Raw genomic sequence first — 24,269 nt, forward strand, 5'->3', positions numbered from 1 at the left:
GCCCGGTGCGTTGCCGGTCCATGACGCCCTGTTCGTCATGGTTGCGCAAGGGGCGTCGTGGTTCTGGCGGGGGTAGAAATCCATTTCCACCCCGACGCGCGCCGCCGGACGGGATCAGAACGCTTCGGCTTCCAGCGCCATCACGGTATCCGCGCCCGAAGTGATCCGCGCCAGATGCGTTGCCGTCATCGGCAGTTGCCGCTGCATATAGTAACGCCCGGTGGCCAGTTTCGTCCTGAAGAACGCTGCGTCGCCCCGGCCCTCGTCCAGCGCCGATTGCGCGGCGACGGCCTGTTGCGCCCACATGAAGCCCAGCATCGCATGGCCGAACAGATGCATGAAGTCATAGGAACCGGCCAGCGCGTCGTCGGGGTTCTTCATCCCGCGTTCCATGAAGTACATGGCGGCGGATTGCAGATCCTTGGACGCGGCTTTCAGCGGCGCGATGAAATCCGTGGCCAGCGCCTCGTTTTCGCCATGTTCCTTGCAGAAGGCCTTGACCATGCCGAACAGCGCCATCAGCGGCTTGCCATTGTCGGCGGCCAGCTTGCGGCCGACCAGATCCAGCGCCTGCACGCCGTTCGCGCCCTCATAGATCATGGTGATCCGGGCATCGCGGACGAACTGGCTCATGCCCTGTTCCTCGATATAGCCATGCCCGCCAAAGACCTGCTGTGCCAGCACCGCGGTCTCGAACCCCTTGTCGGTCAGAAAGCCCTTGATGACCGGCGTCAGCAGCGAGATCAGCCCCTCGGCATCGTCGTCGCCATTGCGCGAGCGGTCGATCTGATGCGCCCCCCACAGGGTCAGCATCCGTGCGCCTTCCAGAAAGGATTTCTGATCCATCAGGCTGCGGCGGATGTCGGGATGCACGATCAGCGGATCGGCGGGGCCTTCGGGGTTCTTGGCCCCGGTCACGGCGCGGCCCTGAAGCCGTTCGCGGGCATATTCGACCGCCGCCTGATAGGCCGGAATGGCACAGGCATAGCCTTGCAGGCCGACGCCCAGACGCGCCTCGTTCATCATCGTGAACATGGCCCGCATGCCCTTGTGCAATTCGCCCAGCAGCCAGCCGCGGGCGCCGTCGAAATTCATCACGCAGGTGGCATTGCCGTGAATGCCCATCTTTTCTTCCAGATTGCCGACGCTGACACCGTTCGGCGCCGCCAGAGAGCCATCGTCATTGACCAGGACCTTCGGCACGATGAACAGGCTGATGCCCTTTGTGCCCTCGCCCCCGCCGGGTGCTTTGGCCAGCACCAGATGGATGACGTTTTCGGCCATGTCGTGATCCCCGGCCGAGATGAAGATCTTGGTGCCGGTGATCAGATAGCTGCCATCGTCCTGCGGTTCGGCCCGGGTGCGCAGCAGGCCCAGATCGGTGCCGCAATGCGGCTCGGTCAGGTTCATGGTGCCGGTCCAGTCGCAGCTGACCATTTTCGGCAGATACAGCGCTTTCTGCGCGTCGGTGCCGTGGGTGTGGATCGCGGAATAGGCGCCGTGGGTCAGGCCCTGATACATGTTGAAGGCCATGTTCGCGGCCACGAACATTTCGCCCGTGGCGGCATGCAGCACATGGGGCATGCCCTGACCGCCATATTCGGGGTCGCAATCCATCGCCGTCCAGCCGCCTTCCTTGACGGCCTCGAACGCCTCGGCAAAGCCGTCAGGCGTGCGCACCACCCCGTTTTCCAGCCGACAGCCCTGCCGGTCGCCGACCGCGTTCAGCGGCGCCAGCACGTCCGAGGACAGCTTGCCCGCCGCATCGAACACGGCTTCGGTGAAATCGCGATCCAGATCCTCGTGACCGGGCAGGCCGCTTTGCGACAGCCGCAGCACATCATGCAGGATGAATTGCAGATCGCGGGTCGGTGGGGTGTAGCTGGGCATGGGATCTATCCTCCGGATTGTTCCTGACTTGCGGCCAGCCGGGCCTCGGCATCACCGATCTGGCCGCGCAGATCGTCGATCGCGCCTTCCAGTTCGTGATACTGACGTTCCATGTCCGCCAACCTTGCGCGCGCGGCGTCAAGCGCGGCCGCGATCTGCGTCTGGTTGGCCCCGCCCGGCTCGTAGAGTTCGAGCAACTGGCGGATCTGTTCCAGACTGAAGCCGAAACGCTTGCCGCGCAGGATCAGCGTCAGCCGCGCCCGGTCGCGCCGATCATACAGACGGTGCTGTCCGCGCCGTTCCGGAAAGATCAGCTCTCGCGCCTCATAGAAGCGCAGGGTGCGGGGGGTGACGTCGAACGTGTCGCACATCTGGCGGATCGTCATCAGGTCTTCATCTGGCATGGAACGTGTTTTCCTTCTCCTCCCGGCCGGCTGCCACGTCTCGTCCTACCTATTTAGGATGACGTTTCCGTAAACGTAAGCGCAACGCAGCGTCACGAACATGCAGCCGGTCATGCCGGGTCGTCGGTCAATGGGGTTGTCTTGTCATAATCCTGCTGGCTGGCGTCGCGCAGCGCCTTCAGATCGTCCCGCGCGGCTTGCAGTTCGGCGATCTGCTGATCCAGCACCGCCAGCTGGCGGTCTGCCCGCCCGATCCAGTCAGCCAGCTGTTCCCGGCTGCCCTGCTTTTGATAGATTTCCAGCCATTGACGGATCTCCTCCAGCGAAAAGCCGAAGCGGCGTCCGCGCAGGATCAGCGTCATGCGGGCGATTTCCCGCGGACCGTAGAAACGGGAACGACCGTCGCGACGGGGGCTGAGCAGTTCGATATACTCATAGTAACGCAACGTCCTTGGGGTGACCTCGAAGCGTTCACACATGTCCTTGAAGCTGATCAGGTCGTCGTCTGGCATCGGCATTTCCCCAACGTTGCGAGACGAAGGCTAACCTGCCCGTCAACGGTTCTCAACTGTAACGCGATGCGGGGTATGGATTCGCGCGGGTGAAGGGGGGCTTGAGCGCGGGCGTTTCCGGGCGGATAAGACCGGAACGCAACCGATCAGGAGCAGGCCAATGTCCAGCAACCCCGGCGACGGGACCGGCAAGACTGGCGATCAGGACCAGCGTGCCGGTCTGGCGCAGCAATTCATCGAGGCGCTGCCCCATGCGGCGGCACTGAACATGCGGGTGGACGAGTTGGGCGGCGGCACGGCGGCGATCTCGATGCCCTGGGCCGAGCATCTGGTGGGCGACCCGCGCAGCGGGGTCATTCATGGCGGCGTCGTCTCGGCGCTGATGGACACCTGTTGCGGGGCGGCGGTGATGGTCCATCCCAGCCAGCCGCAATCGACCGCGACGCTGGATCTGCGCATCGACTATATGCGCGCGGCCACGCCGGGACAGCGAATCACCGCGCGGGCCACCTGTTACCACCTTACCCGCAGTATCGCCTTCGTGCGCGCGGTGGCGCTGGACGAGGATAGCGACAACCCGGTGGCCGCCGCGACCGGCGCCTTCACGGTAGAGAGGTAAGTCATGGCCGACCGCAACGAACCTCTGGCGCGGATCAAGACCCGCCGCGATTCGGCACTGGCGGCGCTGGTGGGGGGCGTGCCCTATCTGCAATGGCTGGGCGTCCGCTTTGACCGGCGCGGGGACGAGTTGACCGCCGTGCTGCCCTTTGACCCCAAGCTGATCGGCAACCCGCTGTTGCCGGCGATCCACGGCGGGGTGACGGCGGCCTTTCTGGAGGTGACGGCGATCATCGAGCTGTCATGGTCCTCGATGTGGGAGGATCTGGAGACCGGCCGCATCGCCCCCGATGTCGCCATTCCCGGCAGCCTGCCGCGCCTGCCCAAGACAGTGGATTTTACCGTCGATTACCTGCGTTCGGGCCTGCCGCGCGATGCCTATGCCCGCGCGCGGGTGGTACGCTCGGGGCGGCGCTATGCCTCGGTGCAGGTCGAGGCGTGGCAGGACAACCGCGCCCGGCCCTTCGCGCAGGCAACGGGGCATTTCGTCATGCCGCAAGGCGAATGACCACGCTGGCCGCCGATGTCGCGCTGGACCGGCTGACGCATCGGCGGGTGCTGGCCATCGCCCTGCCGATCGTGCTGTCGAATGTCACCGTGCCGCTGCTGGGGCTGGTCGATACCGGCGTGATCGGCCAGCTGGGCCGGCCCGAACCCATCGGCGCGGTGGGGCTGGGGGCGGTGATCCTTACCTCGGTCTATTGGATCTTCGGCTTTCTGCGCATGGGCACGTCGGGACTGGTGGCGCAAAGCCACGGGGCAGGGGACGCGGTCGAGACCGGCGCCCATCTGCTGCGGGCGCTGGCCATTGCCGGGATGGCGGGGCTGGCGCTGATCGCGCTGCAATACCCGCTGTTCGCGGGCGCCTTCGCGCTGGCCCCGGCGTCAGATGCGGTCGAGGAACTGGCCCGCGATTACATGGGCATCCGTATCTGGGGCGCGCCTGCGACCATCGGGCTTTACGCCATCACCGGCTGGCTGATCGCGGTAGAGCGGACCCGCGCCGTGCTGGGCCTGCAACTGTTGCAGAACGGGCTGAACGTGCTGCTGTCGGTCTGGCTGGTGCTGGGACTGGGTTTCGAGATCCGCGGCCTTGCCACCGCCACGCTGATCGCGGAATGGAGCGGGTTGCTGCTGGGCCTGTGGCTGGCGCGCAGCGCCTTGCGGCGGGCCATCGCCACTTTGCGGGCTGGCGCGGCGCTGTTTGCGCGCGACAAGCTGGGGCGGCTGGCGCGGGTCAACAGCGATATCATGATCCGTTCGGTGCTGCTTCAGGGCTCTTTCACCACCTTCCTGTTCATGGGGGCGGCGCAGGGCGACGTGGCGCTGGCCGCCAATCAGGTGCTGTTGCAGTTTCTGGCGATCACGGCCTATGCGCTGGACGGGTTCGCCTATGCCGCCGAAAGCCTTGTCGGGCAGGCGGTGGGCAGGCGGCGTCCGGACCGGGTGCGCCGCGCCGCCATCCTGACATCGCAATGGGGGATCGCGGGGGCGGTCTGTCTGGGGCTGGCGTTCTGGCTGGCGGGCGGCGCGATCATCGACCTGCTGACGACATCGGCCGAGGTGCGGGCCGAGGCGCGGCTGTATCTGGTCTGGATGGGTTTTGCGCCGCTGCTGGGCGTGGCCAGCTGGATGCTGGACGGCGTCTTCATCGGCGCCACCCTGACGCGAGAGATGCGGGTGGCGATGATCCAGTCGGTGCTGGTCTATGTCGCGGTGCTGCTGGTGCTGCCGCCGCTGATGGGCAATCACGGGCTGTGGGCGGCCTTGATGGTGCTGAACACGATGCGCGGGCTGACGATGCTGGTGCGATATCCCCGCGCGGAACAGGCGGCACAGTCAGCCTGAAGGGATGAAAGGGCCGCGCGCGGGCGGCGGCCCCGGTCTTGTCGTGGGTGGGCGGTCAGATCACTCGGTTTCCTCGATGACCTGACGGCGGGCGGTATCCAGAAGTTCGGCCATCTTGGCGCGGATCGTCGCCTCGTCGGACTTGCCGGACAGGTCGTCCGCGATCTTGCGGAACACGTCCTCGTCGCCGGGGCTTTGGAAATCGGCGGTGACGACGGTCATCGCATAGCTGCGGATATCCTCGCCTTCCTTGCCAAGCAGGCCCGCAGCCCATTCGCCCAGCAGGCGGTTGCGCCGCGCCTCGGCCTTGAAGCGCAGATCGGCGTCATGGGCGAACTTGGCTTCATAGGCGCGTTCGCGATCGTCGAAGGTGGACATGAAGGGGCCTCCTGTTACTGCTCTTTTGATATGACCACAGAAACCCCTTGCCGCAAGCCTTGTATTGCCCATCATGCCTGTTCTGCGCTAAGGCGCGATCGAGGATATGGGAAAGGACCGTGTCATGGCTCCGCGTCGCAAGAAAGTTTACGAAGGCAAGGCGAAGATCCTCTATGAAGGAACCGAGCCGGGCACCCTGATCCAGTATTTCAAGGATGACGCGACCGCCTTCAACGCCCAGAAGAAGGCGGTGGTCGAGGGCAAGGGCGTCCTGAACAACCGCCTGTCCGAATTCTTCATGAACGGGTTGACCAATATCGGCGTGCCCAATCACTTCATCCGCCGCGTCAACATGCGCGAACAGCTGATCCGGCAGGTCGAGATCGTCCCGCTGGAAGTGATCGTGCGCAATTTCGCCGCAGGATCGCTGTCCAAGCGGCTGGGGATCGAGGAGGGCACGCTGCTGCCGCGCCCCATCGTCGAATACAGCTTCAAGAACGACGAGTTGGGCGACCCGATGGTGTCCGAGGAATATATCATCGCCTTCGGCTGGGCCACGCAGCAGGATCTGGACGACATCGTGTCGCTGGCGCTGCGCGTCAACGATTTCCTGTCGGGCGTGTTCTATGGCGTCGGCATCAAGCTGATCGATTTCAAGATCGAGATCGGCCGGATCTGGGACAACGATTATATGCGCCTGATCGTCGCTGACGAGATCAGCCCCGACAGTTGCCGCTTGTGGGATGTCAAGACCGGGCAGAAGCTGGACAAGGATGTCTTTCGCCGCGATCTGGGCAACCTGACCGACGCCTATACCGAGGTGGCGCGCAGGCTGGGCCTGATGCCCGCCAATGCCACCGCCATCCACAAACCGACCGTTATCAACTGAAAGAGACTGCCGATGAAAGCGCGCGTGACCATCATGCTGAAGGACGGCGTCCTTGACCCTCAGGGCGAGGCGATCCGCCACGCGCTGGGCGGTCTGGGACACAAGGGGGTGTCGGGCGTGCGGCAGGGCAAGCTGATCGAGCTGGACCTTGACGCCACCGACGCCGATGCCGCCCGCGCCGAAGTCGCGAAGATGTGCGAGGGGCTGCTGGCGAATACCGTGATCGAGAAATATTCGATCGAAATCGTCTGACGCAGCGGCAGCGACGCTTCGGGGCGGCAAAACCGCACGGAAGTCGTTGCATTCCGTTCGTATTTGTCGCCCAATATGGCAATGAACAGCCAGACGACCGCATCCGCCACACCCGCCGCCGCAGCCAGCGAAGCCCCGGTGATCGCGATCCGCGATCTGCACAAGTCCTATGGGCCGCTCGATGTCATCAAGGGCGTGTCCCTGACTGCGCCGCGCGGCCATGTCATCAGCCTGATCGGCTCTTCCGGGTCGGGTAAATCCACCTTGCTGCGCTGCTGCAACCTGCTGGAAAACAGCCAGCAGGGCGATATCCTGTTCGAGGATGAGGCCGTGCGCTGGAAGGGGCGGGGGCAAGACCGCGTTCCCGCCGACCGGGCGCAGGTGACGCGGTTCCGCACCAACCTGTCGATGGTGTTCCAGCAGTTCAACCTGTGGTCACATCTCAGCATCCTGCAAAACGTGATGGAGGCGCCGGTGACGGTGCTGGGCCAGCCCCGCGCCGAGGTCGAGGCCCGCGCCCGCGCGCTGCTGGACAAGGTCGGCATCGGCAGCAAATGCGACGCATGGCCCGCGCAGCTGTCGGGTGGCCAGCAGCAGCGCGCCGCGATTGCCCGCGCGCTGTGCATGCAGCCCAAGGCGCTGCTGTTCGACGAACCGACCAGCGCGCTGGACCCCGAATTGCAGCAAGAGGTCGTGCGCGTCATCAAGGATCTGGCCGGCGAACACCGCACCATGATCCTTGTCACCCACGACATGCGCCTTGCCGCCGATGTCAGCGATCACGTCGTGTTCCTGCATGACGGGCTGGTGGCCGAGCAAGGCCCGCCCGCGCAGCTTTTCGGCGACCCGCAGTCCGAGCGTCTGCGCCGCTTTCTCAGTGCAACGATGGCGGCCTGAACCAACAGGCCAGCCGATTTTCCCAACAGGAGACCCTGAAACATGAAGAAACTGATCCTTGCCGCCTCTGCCCTCGCGCTGACTGCGGGACTGGCCCATGCCCAGACCGTGCGGCTGGGCACCGAGGGTGCCTATCCTCCGTATAACTTCATCGACGACAGCGGCGAGGTGGCGGGTTTTGAACGCGATCTGGGCGACGAGCTGTGCGTGCGCGCCGCGCTGGACTGCGTCTGGGTCAAGAACGACTGGGATTCGATCATCCCCAACCTCGTCTCGGGCAATTACGACGCGGTTCTGGCGGGCATGGCGATCAACGAAGAACGCCAGCGCGTGATCCAGTTCAGCCAGAACTACATCCCGCCGGCATCATCGGCCTATGCCGCGCTGTCCGAGGATGTCGATCTGGAAAGCGGCATCATCGCCGCCCAGACCGGCACCATTCAGGCCAGCCATGCCGCCGAAATCGGCGCGACGGTGCTGGAATTCGCCTCGCCCGATGAAACGCTGGCGGCGGTGCGCAACGGTCAGGCCGACGCGGTTCTGGCCGACAAGGATTACCTTGTCCCGCATGTCGCCGAATCGAATGGCGAACTGGTCTGGATCGGCGAGGACATCAATCTGGATGAAGGCATCGGTGTCGGCCTGCGCCAGTCCGACAACGATCTGAAGGACAAATTCGACGAAGCCATCACCTCGATGAAAGAGGATGGCAGCCTGAACGAGCTGCTGGGCAAGTGGTTCGGCGAGGACGCCCGCCTGTTCTGATGATCTGACACCCCGCCATCCGGGCCTGATCCGGGTGGCGGCCGCGCGGATGGACCCATGCCTGCATCTTGTGCCGATCCTGCCTCGCTGGAGGGAATTGCCTGGCTGATGTGCTACCTGACCTCGGGTAAGCATCTGCTGTTCTATGCCAGTTTCGGCACCGTCCTTCTGCTGCTGGCGATCACCGCGCCGATTGCGCTGCTGCTGGGCTATGGCGGGGCGATGGCCTCGCGCTCGGGCTTTGCGCCGCTCAGGTGGTTCGGCAAGGTCTATACCTCGATGGTGCGCGGCGTGCCGGATATCGTGTTCTTCCTGTTCGTGCCCATCGCGCTGGATCAGGCCTTTGAATGGACGCGCCACCAGTTCCTGTGCGACAGCGACGCGCCGGTGCGGCAGGGCAATGACTTCATCGTCTGCGCGGCGGCCAAGCTGCCTTTGTCCAGCAGCCCGGCATGGGTGCACGATCTGTACGGCATCTTTCTGGCGGTGATCGCCTTTTCGGTGGTCTTCGGCGCCTTTGCGGCGAATGTCCTTTACGGCGCGATGCAGGCAGTGCCGCGCGCGCAACTGGAAACCGCCGAGGCTTACGGGATGAGCCCGCGTCAGGTGACGCGCCGGGTGCTGGTGCCGCAGATGTGGACCTATGCGCTTCCGGGCCTGTCGAACCTGTGGATGATCCTGATCAAGGCCACGCCGCTGCTGTTCCTGCTGGGGGTCGAGGATATCGTCTATTGGGCGCGGGAACTGGGCGGGGCCAAGACCAGTGCCTTCGCCTATCCGCATCCCGACTGGCGGCTTTACTATTTCCTGGCGATCCTCGTGTTCTATCTGTTCATGACCTGGATATCCGAGCGTGCCCTGCGCCGCCTGTCGCGCAACCTGTCGGCCGGACAGGCCACCATGGCGGGCGAGCGGTTGCGCAAGGGGGCCGCGGCATGAGCTGTCTGCAAACCATTGCCGATTATGGCCTGCGCTCGCTGGGTTATGGCGAAAGGCTGCTGCCGCGTTCGGATTTCACCCTGTGCCAGCAATTCACGCTGATCGGTTCGGGGCTGATCTGGAACATCTATTTCGCGGCGCTCGCGCTGTTCATCGGGTTCTTTCTGGCCAATGCGCTGGCCTTGGCCAAGGCCAGCGACCGGGTCTGGTTGCGCAAACCGGCCGAGGGCTTCATCTTTCTGTTCCGGGGCAGCCCGCTGTTCATCCAGTTCTTTCTTGCCTATCAGGCGTTGGTCCTGTTGCCGCGCGGCGGGGTGGATCTGTTCGGCATCCCCATCGCCACCAACTGGCTGACGCGGGCATGGGCCGGGGCGCTGATCGTGCTGACGCTGAACACGGCGGCCTATTCGGCGCAGATCTTCCACGGCGCGCTGATGGCCGTGCCGAGGGGCGATCTGGAGGCCGCCGACGCCTATGGCATGTCGGGGTGGAAGAAATTCCGCCGCGTGGTCTGGCCGACGATGATGCGGCTGGCATGGCCGTCCTATACCAACGAGGCGATCTTTCTGTTCCACGCCACCACGCTGGTGTTCTTTTCTGCCTTTCCGGCGTTCCAGCAAAAGGGCGACAGTCTTTACTATGCCAGCTATTTCGCCGATCAGACCTTCAACCCTTTTGTCGCCTATCCGATTGTGGCGGGATATTTCATCCTCTGCACATTGATCCTGATCGGGCTGTTCGGGATCATGAACCGGCATCTGAACCGGCATCTGCCGGGGGCGAGGCCCCGATTGAAATACCGCCCGCAATTGATGAGATGAAATCATGGACTGGTTGAGAGACCACCCCGAGGTCAAGACGATCCGCGTCGCCGCCGCAGACCTGAACGGCGTCGCGCGGGGCAAGCGGCTGCCTGCACGCCATGCCGACAAGCTGCTGGAGGAGGGGACGAAATTTCCCTATTCCGTCCTGAACCTCGATATCTGGGGCGAGGATGTCGAGGACAGCCCGCTGGTCTTCGAGATCGGTGATCCCGACGGGCTGCTGCTGCCGACCGAACGCGGCTTTTTGCCGATGCCGTGGCTGGATGCGCCGACCGCGCTGCTGCCCTTGTGGATGTTCCACCCCGACGGCCGCCCCTATGAGGGCGATCCGCGTCAGGCGCTGGCCCGTGTCGCCGAACGCTATCAGGCCGCCGGTCTGGTGCCGGTGGTCGCGACCGAGCTTGAATTCTTCCTGATCGACGATTCCGGCCGCCAGTTGCGGGTGCCGCCCAGCCCGCGTTCCGGCAAGCGCCGCACCGGCGGCGAGGTTCTCAGCCTCAAGGCGCTGGATGCCTTCGATCAGTTCTTCACCGCGCTTTACGACGCCTGCGAGACGATGGATGTGCCCGCCGACACCGCCATTTCCGAAGCCGGGCCGGGTCAGTTCGAGATCAACCTGATGCATCAGGCCGACCCGATGAAGGCCGCCGACGACACATGGCTGTTCAAGATGCTGGTCAAGGGCATCGCCCGCCAGTTCGGCTTTGCCGCCAGCTTCATGGCAAAACCCTATGAGATGTGGTCGGGCTCGGGGATGCATATGCATTTCTCGATCCTCGACCGGACCGGACGCAACATCTTCGACAATGGCGGCCCCGAGGGCACAGAGCAGTTGCGTCACGCGGTGGCGGGATGCCTGCGGGCCATGCCCGGTTCGACCCTGCTGTTTGCGCCGCATGAAAATTCCTATGACCGGCTGGTGCCCAATGCCCATGCGCCGACCGGCATCGGCTGGGCCTATGAAAACCGCACCGCCGCGATCCGCATTCCGTCATCGGGGCCGAAGGCGCGGCGGATCGAGCATCGGGTGGCGGGTGGCGACGTGAACCCCTATCTGACCGTGGCCGCGATCCTTGGCGCGGCGCTGGACGGGATCGAGGACCGGCTGGAACCACCCGCGCCGTTCAAGGGCAACGCCTATGACCAGAACCTTGACCAGCTTCCGGGCGACTGGGGCGCGGCGATCGAAGCCTTTGACAAATGCACCGAGATCCGCCGCATCTTCCCCGAGCATCTGGTCGAGAATTACCTGATGACCAAGCGGCAAGAGCTGCATTACATGGCCGAACTGTCCGACGAGGAAACGGTCGAGCTGTATCTGGACACGGTCTGACCGCCGCGCCCGCGATTTTTTTGCGGATGTCGGGAATAGACCTTCATGCCCCGCGTTCTTGTGGTGTCGGGCCGGACAGATCGGCCCGGCCTGTTCCAGTCAGAGGGTGATCAGATGGCACGCATCAACGGAAATGGCTCGGCGAACCGGCTGAACGGCACCTCGGTCGCCGATCTCATCTATGGCCGCGACGGAGAGGACACGATCCGGGGCAATGGCGGCAACGATACGATCCACGGCGGCGATGATGACGATCTGGTCTATGGCGGCGCCGGCCACGACCGGATTTTCGGCGGCAAGGGCGAGGATCGCCTGTTCGGCGGCGCGGGCAACGACATCATCCGCGATTCAAGCGGCAACGACCTGCTGGATGGCGGTGCAGGCAATGACCGCCTGTTCGCGGGCGAAGGCAATGACACCATCCGCGGCGGCTCGGGCAATGACTATGTCAGGGCAGGCGAGGGCAACGACATCGTCCGGCTGGGCAGCGGCAACGACCGCGCCTGGGGCGGCGAAGGCGATGACGCGATCTTCGGTGGTGCCGGGCGCGACATCATGTTCGGCGGAGAGGGCAACGATACCCTGAATGGCGGTGCCGGAAACGACGTGATGACCGGAGGCGAAGGCGCCGACCGCTTCGTCTTCAACGGTGGCCGCGACCGGATCACCGATTTCGAGCCCGGCGACGATCAGATCGACCTGCGCAGTTGGAACCAGCTGGACAGCTGGAGCGATGTGCGCGGTGCCTCGCGTCAGGTGGGCAGCGACGTGCATATCAATGTCGGTGCCCACAAGCTGATCATTGAGGATTTTCGGCTTGGACAAATGGACAGTGACGACTTTCTGTTCTGAAGAACGGCTTGACCGTCGGGCAGCGAGGGGCCAGAGATGGCCCCTCTTTTTTATCTGGCCGGGGCGCGCGCGATGTATCCTGATCTTTACCTGATGCGTCACGGGCAGACCGAGTGGAACCTTGCGGGCCGGTTGCAGGGCAGGCTGGATTCGCCCCTGACCGACAAGGGGATCGCGCAGGCCGAACGTCAGCGCGGGCTGGTCGCGGGGGTGGATGCCGCGCGTTACGCCAGCACGCAGGGCAGGGCGCAGGCCAGCGCCCGGATCGTCTTTGACGGTGCCGCATTCGCGGGCGATGACCGGCTGGTCGAAATCGATATCGGCGATCATGCGGGCTCAAGCTATGCCGCGCTTCGCGCGCGGATGCCCGAGATCTTCACCGGCGGGCGGCTGGACTGGTATGACCGCGTGCCCGGCGGCGAGGGGTTTTCGGGGCTTGAGGCACGCTGCCGCGCGTTTCTGGACGGGCTGACCGGCCCGGCGCTGATCGTCACGCATGGCATCACGCTGAGAATGCTGCGGGTGCTGGCGCTTGGCTGGCCTATGGCGCGGCTGCCGCATTATTCGGTCGAACAGGGCGCGGTCCATGTGATCCGCGATGGCCGCTCCGAGATCTGGCGCTGAAGGCTCAGACCGCCGCGCTGGCCAGCGCCAGCCCGTCCACCACCACGGTAAAGGCCTGCGCCCGTTCCTGCGTCGCGTCGGGGCACAGCTGCTGCGCCATACCGGTGACCAGATCCATCAGGCTGGAGCCCCCGACCAGCACCACATGCCCGATCTGCCGGGGTGCGACGCCCGCCCGATCCAGCACCTGCATCGCGGCACTGCGCAGATCAGTGGAAAAGCCCGCAAGGGTCCGGTCCAGCATGTCCCGGGTCAGCGGCGAGGACAGGCCGCGCTGAATGAAGCCCATCGCGATCTGCGCGTCATTGGCGCCGGAATTGGCCGCGATCTTGCCGCGTTCGGTCGCGAAGGCCAGATCATGGCCCAGTTCCTCTTCCAGCACCGTGACCAGCCGGTTCAGCCTGTCCGGCTCGACCGCCAGCCGCGCCATGGATTGCGCCATGCGCCGGGTCTCGGGGGTATAGAGGAACGGGATCTTGGCCCATGTTGCCAGATCGGCAAAGGTCGCATTCGGCACCGGCAACAGGCCCGGCCCCATTTCCCGGCGCAGCTGGCTGCCGTGACCCAGCACGGGCATGGCATGGGCCATCGACAGCGCATGGTCGAAATCGGTGCCGCCCAGACGGATTCCGTGGCTGGCGATGATCTGTGGCAGGCGTGACCCGTCGCTGCGAAAGACGGTGAAATCCGAGGTGCCGCCGCCGATATCGACGATCAGCCCCAGATCGCCCGCGCGGCCAAAGCCGTGACTGGCAAAGGCGGCGGCCTCGGGCTCGGGCAGGAAATCGACGTGATCGAAACCCGCGGCAAGATAGCAGTCGCGCAGATCGGTCAGCGCGCGGGCGTCGCGCTGCGCATCGGCGCTGTGGAAATGCACCGGGCGGCCCGACAGGGCGCGGCGGAAGGGCTGGCCGGTGGCGGATTCGGCCTGTTCGCGGATGCGGGTCAGAAAGGCGCTGATGATGGCGGCGATGCTGCGGCGTTTGCCGCCGATCAGCCGGGTTTCATGCAGCAGCGATGTGCCCAGAACGCTTTTCAGCGCCCGCATATAGCGGCCTTCCTCGCCGCCGATCAGCGCCTGGGCGGCGGCTTCTCCGACCCGCATCGGCCCGCCCGAATGGGGAAAGAACACCGCCGTGGGCAGGGTTTCCTGCCCGTCCTCCAGCGCGATGCGATGGGGCTGGCCGTCGCGCAGCACCGCCACCGCCGTGTTTGAGGTGCCGAAATCGATTGCCAGAATGTCTTGTGCCATGACGCCCTCGGAGAATGGAGAGCCGATGCTGCTAACCGCCCCGGCGCCGGGGTGCAAGCCACCCCGCGCCAGTCGCGGTCGTCAGCGCCGTGGCGCTTTGGGGGGGCGGCCCGGTTTCGCGGCCCCGCCCTCGGTCCGGGCGCGGCGCGGCCATGCGTCGGCACCCTTGCTGGCCGTGGCCTTGCGTGCCGGGGGCTTGCCGGTGGTGGCCGTCGCCTTGCCGCGATGGGGCTTTGGCGCGTCGGCTTTGGCGCCGCGCTGCTTGCGTTCGCTGGTGGTCCAGCGGGCCTTGCGCGGCTTCGCGCCGTCTTCCGCCGGGGCCGCGATCTCGTGCGGGGTATCGGCCAGCACTTCGGCTATGGCCTCTTCGCGGGCCTTGCGGCGGGTGGTCTTGTCCGGCGCGGGCCACTCGGGTGCCGGTTTGGCGCGTTCGGGCCGGGGATATTCCGGCCGCGCCCGTTCGGCACGCGGTGCGGGGCGGGACGTAGGGCGGGATGTGGGGCGGTCAAAATCAGGCTCGCCCTCGATCTGGCGCAGGATCAGGTCGTCGCCGATTTCCTGCCCGTCCTTGAACTGGCCTGCGACCTCGGCCGCGATCTGGACGAAGGTGATGTCCTGCCGCACCCGGATCGCACCGATCGAATCGCGGCTGATCCCGCCAGCCTCGCACAGTTTGGGCAGCAGCCAGCGGGCCTCGGCCCGGCCGGTATGGCCGACCGACAGCGTGAACCAGACCGACGCGCCGAATTCGCGCCGCTCTCGTGGGGCGGCGGCATCAGGGGCGGCGGCCTCGGCCAGTTCCTCGGGAGCGGGGCGGCCTTCGCGCCACAGCCGGATAAAGGCCTGCGCCACCTGTTCCGCGCCAAAGCGTTCCAGAACCTGCGCAGCCAGCGCGGAGTCCTCGACCGGTTCGGTCAGGCCCGGATGGGCCAGCATGCGTTCGTCATCGCGGCCCCGAACCTCATCGGCCGAGGGCGCCTTGCCCCATTCCGCCGTGACCCTGGCCCGTTGCAGCAGCCTTTGCGCGCGCTTGTAATCGGGGGGCGTCACCACCAGCGCCGAGACGCCCTTGGCCCCCGCCCGCCCGGTGCGCCCGGAACGGTGCAGCAGCGTTTCGGGATTGGTCGGCAGATCGGCATGGATCACCAGTTCCAGCCCCGGCAGGTCGATACCGCGCGCCGCCACATCGGTGGCGATGCAGACCCGTGCCCGCCCGTCGCGCAGCGATTGCAGTGCGTGGCTGCGTTCCTGCTGGCTGAGTTCGCCCGACAGCGCCACGACGCGAAAGCCGCGATTGCCCATCCGCGCCAGCAGGTGATTCACATTGGCGCGGGTCTTGCAGAAGATGATCGCCCGCTGCGCCTCGTGAAAGCGCAGCAGGTTGAAGATGGCGTTTTCCTTGTCGCGCGCCAGCACGCTGAAGGCGCGATATTCGATATCGACATGCTGGCGGGCATCGCCCGCGACATTGATGCGCAGGCTGTTGCGCTGGAAATCGCGGGCCAGCGCCTCGATATCGGGAGAGACGGTGGCCGAGAACATCAGCGTGCGGCGGCTGGCGGGGGCAGCGGCAAGGATGAAGGTCAGGTCATCGCGAAAGCCCAGATCCAGCATCTCGTCGGCTTCGTCCAGAACCGCGACGCACAGGTCGGACAGCACCAGCCCACCACGCTCGATATGGTCGCGCAGACGGCCCGGCGTGCCGACGACAATATGCGCGCCACGTTCCAGCGCGCGCCGTTCGGTGCGGTAATCCATGCCACCCACGCAGGTCGCGATGCGCGCCCCGGCATCTGCGTAAAGCCAGCCCAGTTCGCGCGCCACCTGCAAGGCCAGTTCGCGCGTCGGCGCGATGACCAGCGCCAGCGGATGGTCGACGGGCAGCAGCGGCGGCTGATCGGGCAGGATCTGCGGCGCGACGGACAGGCCGAAGGCGACGGTCTTGCCCGACCCGGTCTGGGCCGAGACCAGCAGGTCGCGCCCCGCGGCATCGGGCGACAGGATCGCGGATTGAACGGAAGTCAGGGTCTCATAGCCCTTGGCAGCCAGCGCCGAGGCCAGCGGGGCGGAAATGTCGATCTGGGTCATTAACCTATGTCAGGCAGCGGGGTGCATGCACCCGATGGGAGGCGCCGCTTGCCCTCGGTCAGCGAATCCCACAAGTCGCCTGGAAAGGGGCTGCAAGAGCCAAAGGACGCCGCATAACGCCTTGCCGCGTCAAAGTCAAAGGGAATTGAGCCCGCATATGTGGCCTGTCGCCGCAGGCCGGACTGTGAAGGGCGTGACAGGCTGGAAAATACTGCCGAGGGGCGCGAACACCGGGACCGCAACAGAAAAAGGCCCCGGCAATCACCTGCCGGGGCCTGCATTCCGTCAAAACCGCCCGCCCGATTACTCGGTGGCTTCTTCGGTCTCTTCTTCGGTCTCTCCGCCATCGTCGCTGGAACGCAGCGCCGACGGAGCGGCGAGGTTGGCGATGACGAAGTTCCGGTCGATGGTCGCCTTGACGCCCTTGGGCAGCTTCACATCGTTGATATGGATGGTGTCGCCCACTTCCAGACCTTCCAGATCGACCGTCAGGTGGTCGGGAATGTCACCGGCGGTCACGATCAACTCGACCTCGCCGCGCACCGTCACCAGCGTGCCGCCCTTTTTCAGGCCGGGGCAGGTTTCGTGGTTCACGAATTCGACCGGGATATACAGGTTCACTTTCGAGTTGCTGCGCAGGCGCATGAAGTCGATATGGATCGGCAGATCCTTGACGACGTCCTTCTGCACGCTGCGGCAGATCACGCGCACATCCTGCTGGCCGTCAACCTTCAGGTTCCACAGGGTGGACATGAAGCGACCGGCGCGCAGTTTGGTCAGCAGCTTGTTGAAGTCGAACTGGATGGAGACCGGGTCCTTGTGGTCGCCATATACGATTCCGGGCACCTTGCCTTCACGACGAGCTTGGCGGGCGGCCCCCTTGCCTGTCCCCGCGCGCGGCTCGGCCACCAGATCCGGGATCACTTTGGCCATGATTCTGTTCCTTTACCTTGGTTAAGTCGCCATCCTCCAAGGGTGCATGACGACAAGTCGCGTCCCTTAGCCGAAGCGCAGGGGAAAGTGAAGGTCAAACTGCACCTGCGAAAAGCAGAGTTTGACTCGGCGGATATTTGCCTATTATGTAGAATCGGCGGAAAGTCGCCAGTATTTAAGAGTGTCATCATTTCATGTCCCCCAGATATCATGCGCTTGACTATCTCAAAATCCTGCTGGTCTCTGGCGTGGTGCTGGCTCATGCGGGGCTGATGTCGAACCATATTCCGCAATGGGGTTATCTGGTCGGCAACGGTCTGTTGCGGGCCACGGTGCCGACTTTCGCGTTGCTGACCGGGGCGGGGCTGTTCCATACCATGCGGCGCGGCCGGTTACGGCGGTGGAGCGCGGCGATGCTCTCGGTCTATCTGATCTGGTGCGTGATCTACGCACCGATCTGGCTGCGTGACATCACCGGCCCGGCGCAGCTTGCACAGCGGCTGTTCTTCGGGCCGATGCATCTGTGGTATCTGGCGGCAATGTTGCTGGCGACGGCGATCCTTGCGCTGGTTCTGCATGGCGCGGCAGATGCAGCCTCGGGGCGCAGGCGGGTGATCGCGACCGTCCTTGTCACTGGCCTTGCGGGCAGTTTCCTGCAATTCGCGGGCTTTTTTGGCTGGCTGAGACTGGAGGGGGACGAGATCCGCAACGGCCTTTTCCTAATCTATCCCTTCGCCGGGCTTGGCTATCTGCTGGCCGACTGGGTCGAGCGTCATGGCCGCGACGCTCTGCCATCGGCCAAGGTGCTGTGGCTTGGCCTTGCCATCGTCATTGCCCTGCGTCTGGGCGAGGCAATGCTGGATATGGCGGTTTTCGGAACCTCGCTGGGAACGGTGCCCGAATTTCCGCCGCTGGCCTATGGGTTCTCGGCTCTGCTGTTTCTCGCCTTCATCCGTCTGGAGGTTCCGGCGCCATTCGTGGACCTGTCAACCATATCGGCGGTGACATATCTGATGCATATGGGCTTCATCCTGCTGCTGCTGCATTTCGGCATCAGGAATCCGTGGCTGATGTTCTGGGGTGGATTGCTGCTGCCCATGCTGATCGCGGTTGCCTTGCCGCGGCTGCCCTGGCTTGGACGGCGCAGGGCCGCGCCCGCGCCCGTCCCAAGGCAGCCGGAATAATCCACCTCAGCTCATATATTCGTCGGTGAAACCCTTGGGAAGCAGCAGGTTGTGGCGACCCAGGGCCTTCACATCACGCTCTCCGCACAGTGCCATGGTGGTGTCCAGCTCGTTGCGGATCACCTCCAGCGCCTTGCTCACCCCGGCCTCGCCCATCGCGCCCAGACCGTGGATGAAGGCGCGCCCGATCCAGGTTGCGTGGGCCCCCAACGCCAGCGCCTTCAGCACGTCCTGACCCGAGCGGATGCCGCTGTCCATATGAACCTCGACCCGGTCGCCCACGGCCTCGACGATATGCGGCAACATGCGGATCGCGCTCAGCGCGCCATCCAGCTGCCGCCCGCCATGATTGCTGACGATGATTGCATCGGCGCCGAAATCCGCCGCGATCCGCGCATCCTCGGGATCGAGGATCCCCTTCAGGATCAGCTTGCCGACCCACAGATCGCGGATCCGGGCGATCTTGTCCCAGTCCAGCCGCTCATCGAACTGCTCGGCGGTCCAGCTGGACAGCGACGAGGTATCGCCAACCCCCTTCGCATGGCCGACGATATTGCCGAAAAAGCGCCGCCTGGTGCCCAGCATCCCCATGCCCCAGCGCCATTTCGTTGCCAGATTCAGCATCGTCGGCAAGGTCAGCTTGGGCGGGGCGGACAGCCCGTTCTTCAGATCCTTGTGCCGCTGACCCAGAATCTGCAAATCCAGCGTCAGCAACAATGCGCTGCAATTGGCGCGTTTGGCCCGTTCGATGATGGCCTCCAGAAACGCCTGATCCTTCATCACATACAGCTGGAACATGAAGGGCTTTGTCGTATGCGCGGCCACATCCTCGATGGAACAGATCGACATGGTGGACAGACAGAAGGGCACCCCGAATGTCTCGGCCGCCCGCGCCGCCAGAATCTCGCCATCGGCATGCTGCATCCCGGTCAGCCCCACCGGCGCCAGCCCCACCGGCATCGAGACCGGCAGCCCCGCCATATCCGAGGCAAGGCTCCGGTTCGACATGTCCACCGCCACCTTCTGACGCAGCCTTATGCGGGCGAAGTCGGTCGTGTTCTCGCGAAAGGTCTGTTCGGTATAGCTGCCCGATTCGGCATAGTCATAAAACATCCGCGGCGTGCGGGCCTTATGCAGAACCTTCAGATCCTCGATGCAGGTAATGGCCGGCTTGGGGAATAGGGACATGGTCGCCTCCGCATGATTGGTAAGAATTTTTTACCGACGGATTCGCATCAGGGCAACCGTGCCGTCACTCGGGCCGCATGATTTGCCGCCGCGCCGGACTGTCGGCTTCGATCACCGGCCCGCGCAAACCGGCAGCCCGGCTGCGCAACGCGGCGGCACGGGCTGACAACTGGGCCTCGGCTTCGGCGCCCCCCGTGCCGGCATGGGCGGGCAGGGCCGGCTCGGCCAGCATCTGCGCGGTCGGCAACAGATGCGGATAATCCTCCGCCTCACCCGCGCAACCGGCAAGACCCGAAACACATATGACGGCGATCATGCGAATATCCATCCGCGCAGATTACGTCGCCCGCGCCACCGCCACAACGGGCTTTCCCGCCCTCCGGCCTGCCTCATCTCTGGTGTTCAAATATCCCTCTTCCACCGCTTGCCCCGAATGCCGCGTCAGCCGATACTCGCGCCATGAGTCTGCCACCCGGTTTCCTTGACGAGCTTCGCACCCGAGTGCCGATCAGTCGCGTGATCGGGCGCAAGGTGGTCTGGGATCTGCGCAAATCCAATCAGGCGCGGGGTGACTGGTGGGCGCCTTGCCCCTTCCATCAGGAAAAATCGGCCAGCTTCCATTGCGACGACCAGAAGGGGTTCTATTACTGCTTCGGCTGCCAGGCCAAGGGCGATGTGCTGACCTTCCTGCGCGAATCCGACGGGATGGAGTTCATGGATGCGGTCCGCTTCCTTGCCGCCGAGGCCGGGATGTCGCTGCCCGAACCCGATCCGCGCGCCCGCGAACGCAGCGACCGGCGCGACCAGCTGCTCAAGGTGACCGAAGCGGCGCTGCGCTGGTTCCGCCTGCAACTCCAGACGGCGGCTGCGGCAGAGGCGCGCGATTACCTGACCCGGCGCGGGCTGGACCAGCCGGCGCTCGACCGGTTCGAGATCGGCTTTGCCCCCGACAACCGCCACGCCCTGACGCGCGCCCTGCGCGAAAAGGGCTTCGAGGAATCGCAGATCGTCGAGGCGGGCATGTCCGCGCGCCCGGATGATGGCGGGGCGGCCTATGACCGGTTCCGGGGCCGCATCATCTTTCCGATCCGCGATGGCCGCGACCGGGTGATCGGCTTTGGCGGCCGGGCGATGGACCCCAATGCCCGGGCCAAATATCTCAACAGCCCGGAAACGCCGCTCTTCGACAAGGGCCGCAACCTCTATCACTTGGGTCCGGCGCGGGCGGCGGTGGCCAAGGGTCAGCCGCTGATCGTGGCCGAGGGCTACATGGATGTGATCGCGCTGGCCCGCGCCGGTTTCGAGGGCACCGTCGCCCCCCTCGGCACCGCGATCACCGAGGATCAGCTGCGGTTGATGTGGCGCATCTCGCCCGAGCCGGTGATCGCGCTGGACGGCGATGCGGCGGGGTTGCGCGCGGCGCAGCGGCTGATCGATCTGGCGCTGCCGATGACCGGGCCGGGGCAGGCGCTGCGCTTCGTGTTGCTGCCGGCGGGGCAGGACCCGGATGACCTGATCAAATCCGCCGGGGCCGGGGCGATGCGGGCGCTGCTGGATCAGGCCCGGCCGCTGATCGACCTGCTCTGGACCCGCGAAACCGAAGGCCAGCGTTTCGACAGCCCCGAACGCAAGGCCGCGCTGGACCGCCGCCTGCAAGAGGCCATCGCCCGGATCCCCGACGAACTGACCCGCCGCCACTATACCGAGGAAATCCGCCGCAAGCGGTGGGAGCTGTTCGGCAACCGTCCCCCGGGCAATCGTGGTCAGGGGGGGCGCCCCGCGGGCGGCAGGCCCGCGCGGTCCGGCAAGGCCTCGATGGCCGCGACCGGACCGATCCCCGCCATCCCGCTGGACGGTCCGAATGCGGGTCCGGCGCTGCTGGAAGGCGCGGCCCTGCTGATCTGCGCCCTGCGCCCCGAGATGATCGCCGCCGCCGAACCCCGCCTTGAACGGCTGTCGCCCCGCGATCCGGGCCGGGCGGCGCTGCTTCATGATCTTCTGGTTGCGGACAGCAGCGATGCCGGACGGCAGGCCCTTGAAACCCTGCGCGCCGACGCCCATCTGGGCCTGACCCCCGCCGTGATCGAACAGCAGGATGCCGAGGCCGCGGCCGCCATCCTGACGAATCTTCTGGACCGGCTGGAGGCCCATCGCGCAGCCAGCGCCGAACTGGCACGCGCCGAAGCAGAGATACAGGGTGAGGTCGATGAGGGCCTGACCTGGCGCATGCAGCAGACAGCGCGCGCAAGGCACCGCGCCGAGCGCCCGGACATGGAGGATTCCGGCGATCTGAACGAGGATCGCGATGCGCTTTCAGCGCAGCTTCAGACCTGGCTCAGCGGTGAAATCTGGCGCAAACCACCGCGACGCTAGGCTGATTCGCCGAATCGGCACCTGATTCGCGAATCATTGGCGACCCCGGCCTTTGATTCGCTTTTGAAGCGGGGTAAAAACGACAACCGATTCCCAGACGATTCGCGGACCAGCCGTGGGTGTCCGCCCCAGAAGGAGCCGTCAATGGCCGCCAAGGACGACGAACACGACAAGACCGACAAGGACGATAATGCGCACACGCTGGACATGAGCCAGGCGGCCGTCAAGCGCATGATCGCCGAGGCGCGCGAACGTGGTTTCATCACCTATGACCAGCTGAACGCCGTGCTTCCGCCCGAACAGGTCAGCAGTGAACAGATCGAGGATGTGATGTCGATGCTGTCCGAAATGGGCATCAACGTCATCGAGGACGAAGAGGGCGCGGAAGAGGCCGAGGGCGGCGCTGTGGCCACCACCGATTCGGGATCGCGCGAAGTGGCTCTGGCCTCCAGCGAGACCGAAAAGCTGGACCGCACCGACGATCCGGTGCGCATGTATCTGCGCGAGATGGGCTCGGTCGAACTGCTGTCGCGCGAGGGCGAGATCGCCATCGCCAAGCGGATCGAGGCGGGCCGCAACACGATGATCGCCGGGCTGTGCGAAAGCCCGCTGACCTTCAAGGCGATCACCATGTGGCGGCAGGAGCTGCTGGACGAAGACATCCTTCTGCGCGACGTGATCGATCTGGAAACCACCTTCGGCCAGTCTCTGGATGGCGACGAAGAGGGCGAGGAAGAGCTGACCGAAGTCGCCACCGACAGCACCGGAGCCGCCACCGCCACCGCCACCGCGAGCGTATCGCAAAAGCGCGAGGAACTGGATGCCGATGGCAATCCCATGCGCAGCGATGACGATGAAGAGGACGAGGAGGGCGCCAACCTGTCGCTGGCCGCGATGGAGGCCAGCCTCAAGCCCCGCGTGCTGGAAACGCTGGAATCGATCGCGCTCGATTACGAACGTTTGGCCGATTTTCAGGACCAGCGCATGTCGGCCACGCTGAACGAGGATGGCAGCTTTTCCGCCGCCGCCGAGATCGCCTATCAGAAACTGCGCAGCGAGATCGTGGTGCTGGTGAACTCGCTTCACCTGCACAACAACCGGATCGAAGCGCTGGTCGATCAGCTGTACGGCATCAACCGCCGCATCGTCACCATCGATTCCGGCATGGTCAAGCTGGCCGATGCCGCGCGCATCAACCGGCGCGAATTCATCGACGCCTATCGCGGTTGCGAGCTGGACCCGACCTGGGTTGACCGCATGATGCAGCAATCGGGCCGTGGCTGGCAGGCGCTGTTCGACCGCTCGCGCCCGCAGGTGGAAAAGCTGCGCGGCGACATGGCCGAAGTGGGTCAGTATGTCGGCGTCGATATCGAGGAATTCCGCCGCATCGTGAATCAGGTCCAGCGTGGCGAGAAGGAGGCGCGGCAGGCCAAGAAGGAAATGGTCGAGGCGAACCTGCGTCTGGTGATCTCGATCGCCAAGAAATACACGAACCGGGGCCTGCAATTCCTCGACCTGATCCAGGAAGGCAATATCGGCTTGATGAAGGCGGTGGACAAGTTCGAATACCGCCGCGGCTACAAGTTCTCGACCTACGCCACCTGGTGGATCCGGCAGGCGATCACGCGCAGCATCGCCGATCAGGCCCGCACGATCCGCATCCCGGTCCACATGATCGAAACGATCAACAAGCTGGTCCGTACCGGCCGCCAGATGCTGCATGAAATCGGCCGCGAACCGACGCCCGAGGAACTGGCCGAAAAGCTGCAGATGCCGCTGGAAAAGGTCCGCAAGGTGATGAAGATCGCCAAGGAGCCGATCAGCCTCGAAACCCCCATCGGGGACGAGGAGGACAGCCAGCTTGGCGATTTCATCGAGGACAAGAACGCCGTCCTGCCGCTGGACAGCGCCATTCAGGAAAACCTCAAGGAAACCACGACCCGGGTTCTGGCCAGCCTGACCCCGCGCGAGGAACGGGTTCTGCGGATGCGTTTCGGCATCGGCATGAACACCGACCACACGCTGGAAGAGGTCGGCCAGCAGTTCAGCGTCACCCGCGAACGTATCCGCCAGATCGAGGCCAAGGCGCTGCGCAAGCTGAAGCATCCGTCGCGCTCGCGCAAGCTGCGCTCCTTCCTCGATCAGTAAATCCGGCAGGCGCGGGCAGGGATGCCCGCGCCGCTTGCATTTGCGCACAAAACATGAACACTGGCGGCGGAATGTGAA

The 24,269-nt window shown here is 65.0% G+C and carries 24 protein-coding genes; 15 read left to right on the top strand and 9 right to left on the bottom strand.

Translation table 11 applies throughout. The features are described 5' to 3' along the window. Positions 1-114: 114 nt before the first annotated feature. The 3 genes from JHW40_RS11225 to JHW40_RS11235 form a co-directional block, all read right to left on the bottom strand. Entirely contained in the window at positions 115-1,890 is a 1,776-nt protein-coding gene (locus JHW40_RS11225) for an acyl-CoA dehydrogenase C-terminal domain-containing protein (RefSeq protein ID WP_090616383.1), read from the bottom strand. A gap of 5 nt (positions 1,891-1,895) precedes the next feature. Continuing rightward, positions 1,896-2,294 carry a MerR family transcriptional regulator gene (locus JHW40_RS11230; protein WP_244519318.1) on the bottom strand — a complete coding sequence of 133 codons (399 nt, stop codon included), beginning with the start codon at positions 2,292-2,294 and terminating at the stop codon, positions 1,896-1,898. 110 nt (positions 2,295-2,404) lie between these two features. Beyond that, complete coding sequence (locus tag JHW40_RS11235) at positions 2,405-2,806, bottom strand: MerR family transcriptional regulator (protein WP_090616379.1); 402 nt, start codon at positions 2,804-2,806, stop codon at positions 2,405-2,407. A 160-nt stretch (positions 2,807-2,966) separates the two neighbouring features. On the opposite strand from JHW40_RS11235, the gene JHW40_RS11240 reads away from it, so the two are divergent. From JHW40_RS11240 to JHW40_RS11250, 3 genes are read left to right on the top strand one after another with little or no spacing between them, the layout of a single operon-like run. Then, a complete protein-coding gene (locus tag JHW40_RS11240) occupies positions 2,967-3,425 on the top strand; it encodes a PaaI family thioesterase (protein ID WP_090616376.1) in 459 nt (152 codons plus the stop codon). A 3-nt stretch (positions 3,426-3,428) separates the two neighbouring features. Further along, on the top strand, positions 3,429-3,932 hold the full coding sequence (locus tag JHW40_RS11245; protein ID WP_090616373.1) for a PaaI family thioesterase: 504 nt from the start codon (positions 3,429-3,431) through the stop codon (positions 3,930-3,932). Then, positions 3,929-5,272, top strand: coding sequence for an MATE family efflux transporter (locus JHW40_RS11250; RefSeq protein WP_090616369.1), 1,344 nt, complete (start codon positions 3,929-3,931; stop codon positions 5,270-5,272). Before JHW40_RS11245 ends, JHW40_RS11250 begins: the two co-directional genes overlap by 4 nt. Before the next feature lie 60 nt (positions 5,273-5,332). Here JHW40_RS11250 and JHW40_RS11255 read toward each other — a convergent pair whose 3' ends face one another. After that, positions 5,333-5,650 carry a DUF1476 domain-containing protein gene (locus tag JHW40_RS11255; protein WP_090616363.1) on the bottom strand — a complete coding sequence of 106 codons (318 nt, stop codon included), beginning with the start codon at positions 5,648-5,650 and terminating at the stop codon, positions 5,333-5,335. A 124-nt stretch (positions 5,651-5,774) separates the two neighbouring features. Between JHW40_RS11255 and purC the strand changes: the two genes are divergently transcribed. The 9 genes from purC to JHW40_RS11300 all read left to right on the top strand — a co-directional run bounded on the left by purC (position 5,775) and on the right by JHW40_RS11300 (position 13,025). After that, entirely contained in the window at positions 5,775-6,539 is a 765-nt protein-coding gene (gene purC / locus JHW40_RS11260; protein WP_090616361.1) for a phosphoribosylaminoimidazolesuccinocarboxamide synthase, read from the top strand. A gap of 12 nt (positions 6,540-6,551) precedes the next feature. Continuing rightward, positions 6,552-6,791 carry a phosphoribosylformylglycinamidine synthase subunit PurS gene (gene purS, locus JHW40_RS11265; RefSeq protein WP_090616359.1) on the top strand — a complete coding sequence of 80 codons (240 nt, stop codon included), beginning with the start codon at positions 6,552-6,554 and terminating at the stop codon, positions 6,789-6,791. Positions 6,792-6,866: 75 nt separating this feature from the next. Next, a complete protein-coding gene (locus JHW40_RS11270; protein ID WP_419182440.1) occupies positions 6,867-7,688 on the top strand; it encodes an ABC transporter ATP-binding protein in 822 nt (273 codons plus the stop codon). A gap of 42 nt (positions 7,689-7,730) precedes the next feature. Further along, on the top strand, positions 7,731-8,453 hold the full coding sequence (locus JHW40_RS11275; RefSeq protein ID WP_090616355.1) for a transporter substrate-binding domain-containing protein: 723 nt from the start codon (positions 7,731-7,733) through the stop codon (positions 8,451-8,453). A 57-nt stretch (positions 8,454-8,510) separates the two neighbouring features. After that, entirely contained in the window at positions 8,511-9,392 is an 882-nt protein-coding gene (locus tag JHW40_RS11280; RefSeq protein WP_090616352.1) for an ABC transporter permease, read from the top strand. Continuing rightward, positions 9,389-10,213, top strand: coding sequence for an ABC transporter permease (locus JHW40_RS11285; RefSeq protein WP_090616349.1), 825 nt, complete (start codon positions 9,389-9,391; stop codon positions 10,211-10,213). Before JHW40_RS11280 ends, JHW40_RS11285 begins: the two co-directional genes overlap by 4 nt. Position 10,214: 1 nt before the next feature. Continuing rightward, positions 10,215-11,549, top strand: coding sequence for a glutamine synthetase family protein (locus JHW40_RS11290; RefSeq protein WP_244519320.1), 1,335 nt, complete (start codon positions 10,215-10,217; stop codon positions 11,547-11,549). A gap of 45 nt (positions 11,550-11,594) precedes the next feature. Then, positions 11,595-12,401 (top strand): calcium-binding protein, encoded by an 807-nt coding sequence (locus JHW40_RS11295; protein WP_244519317.1) that lies wholly within the window; start codon positions 11,595-11,597, stop codon positions 12,399-12,401. A 36-nt stretch (positions 12,402-12,437) separates the two neighbouring features. Beyond that, positions 12,438-13,025: a histidine phosphatase family protein gene (locus JHW40_RS11300; RefSeq protein WP_244519316.1), complete on the top strand. Its 588-nt coding sequence runs from the start codon at positions 12,438-12,440 to the stop codon at positions 13,023-13,025. A 4-nt stretch (positions 13,026-13,029) separates the two neighbouring features. Here JHW40_RS11300 and JHW40_RS11305 read toward each other — a convergent pair whose 3' ends face one another. The 3 genes from JHW40_RS11305 to JHW40_RS11315 all read right to left on the bottom strand — a co-directional run bounded on the left by JHW40_RS11305 (position 13,030) and on the right by JHW40_RS11315 (position 17,298). Further along, on the bottom strand, positions 13,030-14,277 hold the full coding sequence (locus tag JHW40_RS11305) for an Hsp70 family protein (RefSeq protein WP_090616339.1): 1,248 nt from the start codon (positions 14,275-14,277) through the stop codon (positions 13,030-13,032). A gap of 81 nt (positions 14,278-14,358) precedes the next feature. Beyond that, positions 14,359-16,365, bottom strand: a complete 2,007-nt coding sequence (locus JHW40_RS11310) for a DEAD/DEAH box helicase (protein ID WP_090616335.1) — start codon at positions 16,363-16,365, stop codon at positions 14,359-14,361. Between the two features lie 303 nt (positions 16,366-16,668). Next, the gene (locus tag JHW40_RS11315) at positions 16,669-17,298 is read right to left on the bottom strand and encodes a 50S ribosomal protein L25/general stress protein Ctc (RefSeq protein WP_090616331.1); all 630 of its coding nucleotides are present in this window, start codon (positions 17,296-17,298) and stop codon (positions 16,669-16,671) included. A 194-nt stretch (positions 17,299-17,492) separates the two neighbouring features. On the opposite strand from JHW40_RS11315, the gene JHW40_RS11320 reads away from it, so the two are divergent. Continuing rightward, positions 17,493-18,482 carry an acyltransferase family protein gene (locus JHW40_RS11320; RefSeq protein WP_090616327.1) on the top strand — a complete coding sequence of 330 codons (990 nt, stop codon included), beginning with the start codon at positions 17,493-17,495 and terminating at the stop codon, positions 18,480-18,482. Between the two features lie 6 nt (positions 18,483-18,488). On the opposite strand, the gene JHW40_RS11325 is transcribed toward JHW40_RS11320, so the two are convergent. Further along, positions 18,489-19,670 carry an alpha-hydroxy acid oxidase gene (locus JHW40_RS11325; protein ID WP_090616324.1) on the bottom strand — a complete coding sequence of 394 codons (1,182 nt, stop codon included), beginning with the start codon at positions 19,668-19,670 and terminating at the stop codon, positions 18,489-18,491. A gap of 64 nt (positions 19,671-19,734) precedes the next feature. Next, positions 19,735-19,986: a hypothetical protein gene (locus tag JHW40_RS11330; protein ID WP_090616320.1), complete on the bottom strand. Its 252-nt coding sequence runs from the start codon at positions 19,984-19,986 to the stop codon at positions 19,735-19,737. Positions 19,987-20,129: 143 nt separating this feature from the next. On the opposite strand from JHW40_RS11330, the gene dnaG reads away from it, so the two are divergent. Together dnaG and rpoD are read left to right on the top strand one after the other, a co-directional pair. Further along, on the top strand, positions 20,130-22,043 hold the full coding sequence (gene dnaG, locus JHW40_RS11335) for a DNA primase (protein WP_090616316.1): 1,914 nt from the start codon (positions 20,130-20,132) through the stop codon (positions 22,041-22,043). Between the two features lie 144 nt (positions 22,044-22,187). Further along, positions 22,188-24,191, top strand: a complete 2,004-nt coding sequence (gene rpoD / locus JHW40_RS11340) for an RNA polymerase sigma factor RpoD (RefSeq protein WP_090616312.1) — start codon at positions 22,188-22,190, stop codon at positions 24,189-24,191. The last annotated feature ends 78 nt before the right edge of the window (positions 24,192-24,269 follow it).

This window comes from Paracoccus alcaliphilus (assembly GCF_028553725.1).
GTDB lineage: Bacteria > Pseudomonadota > Alphaproteobacteria > Rhodobacterales > Rhodobacteraceae > Paracoccus > Paracoccus alcaliphilus.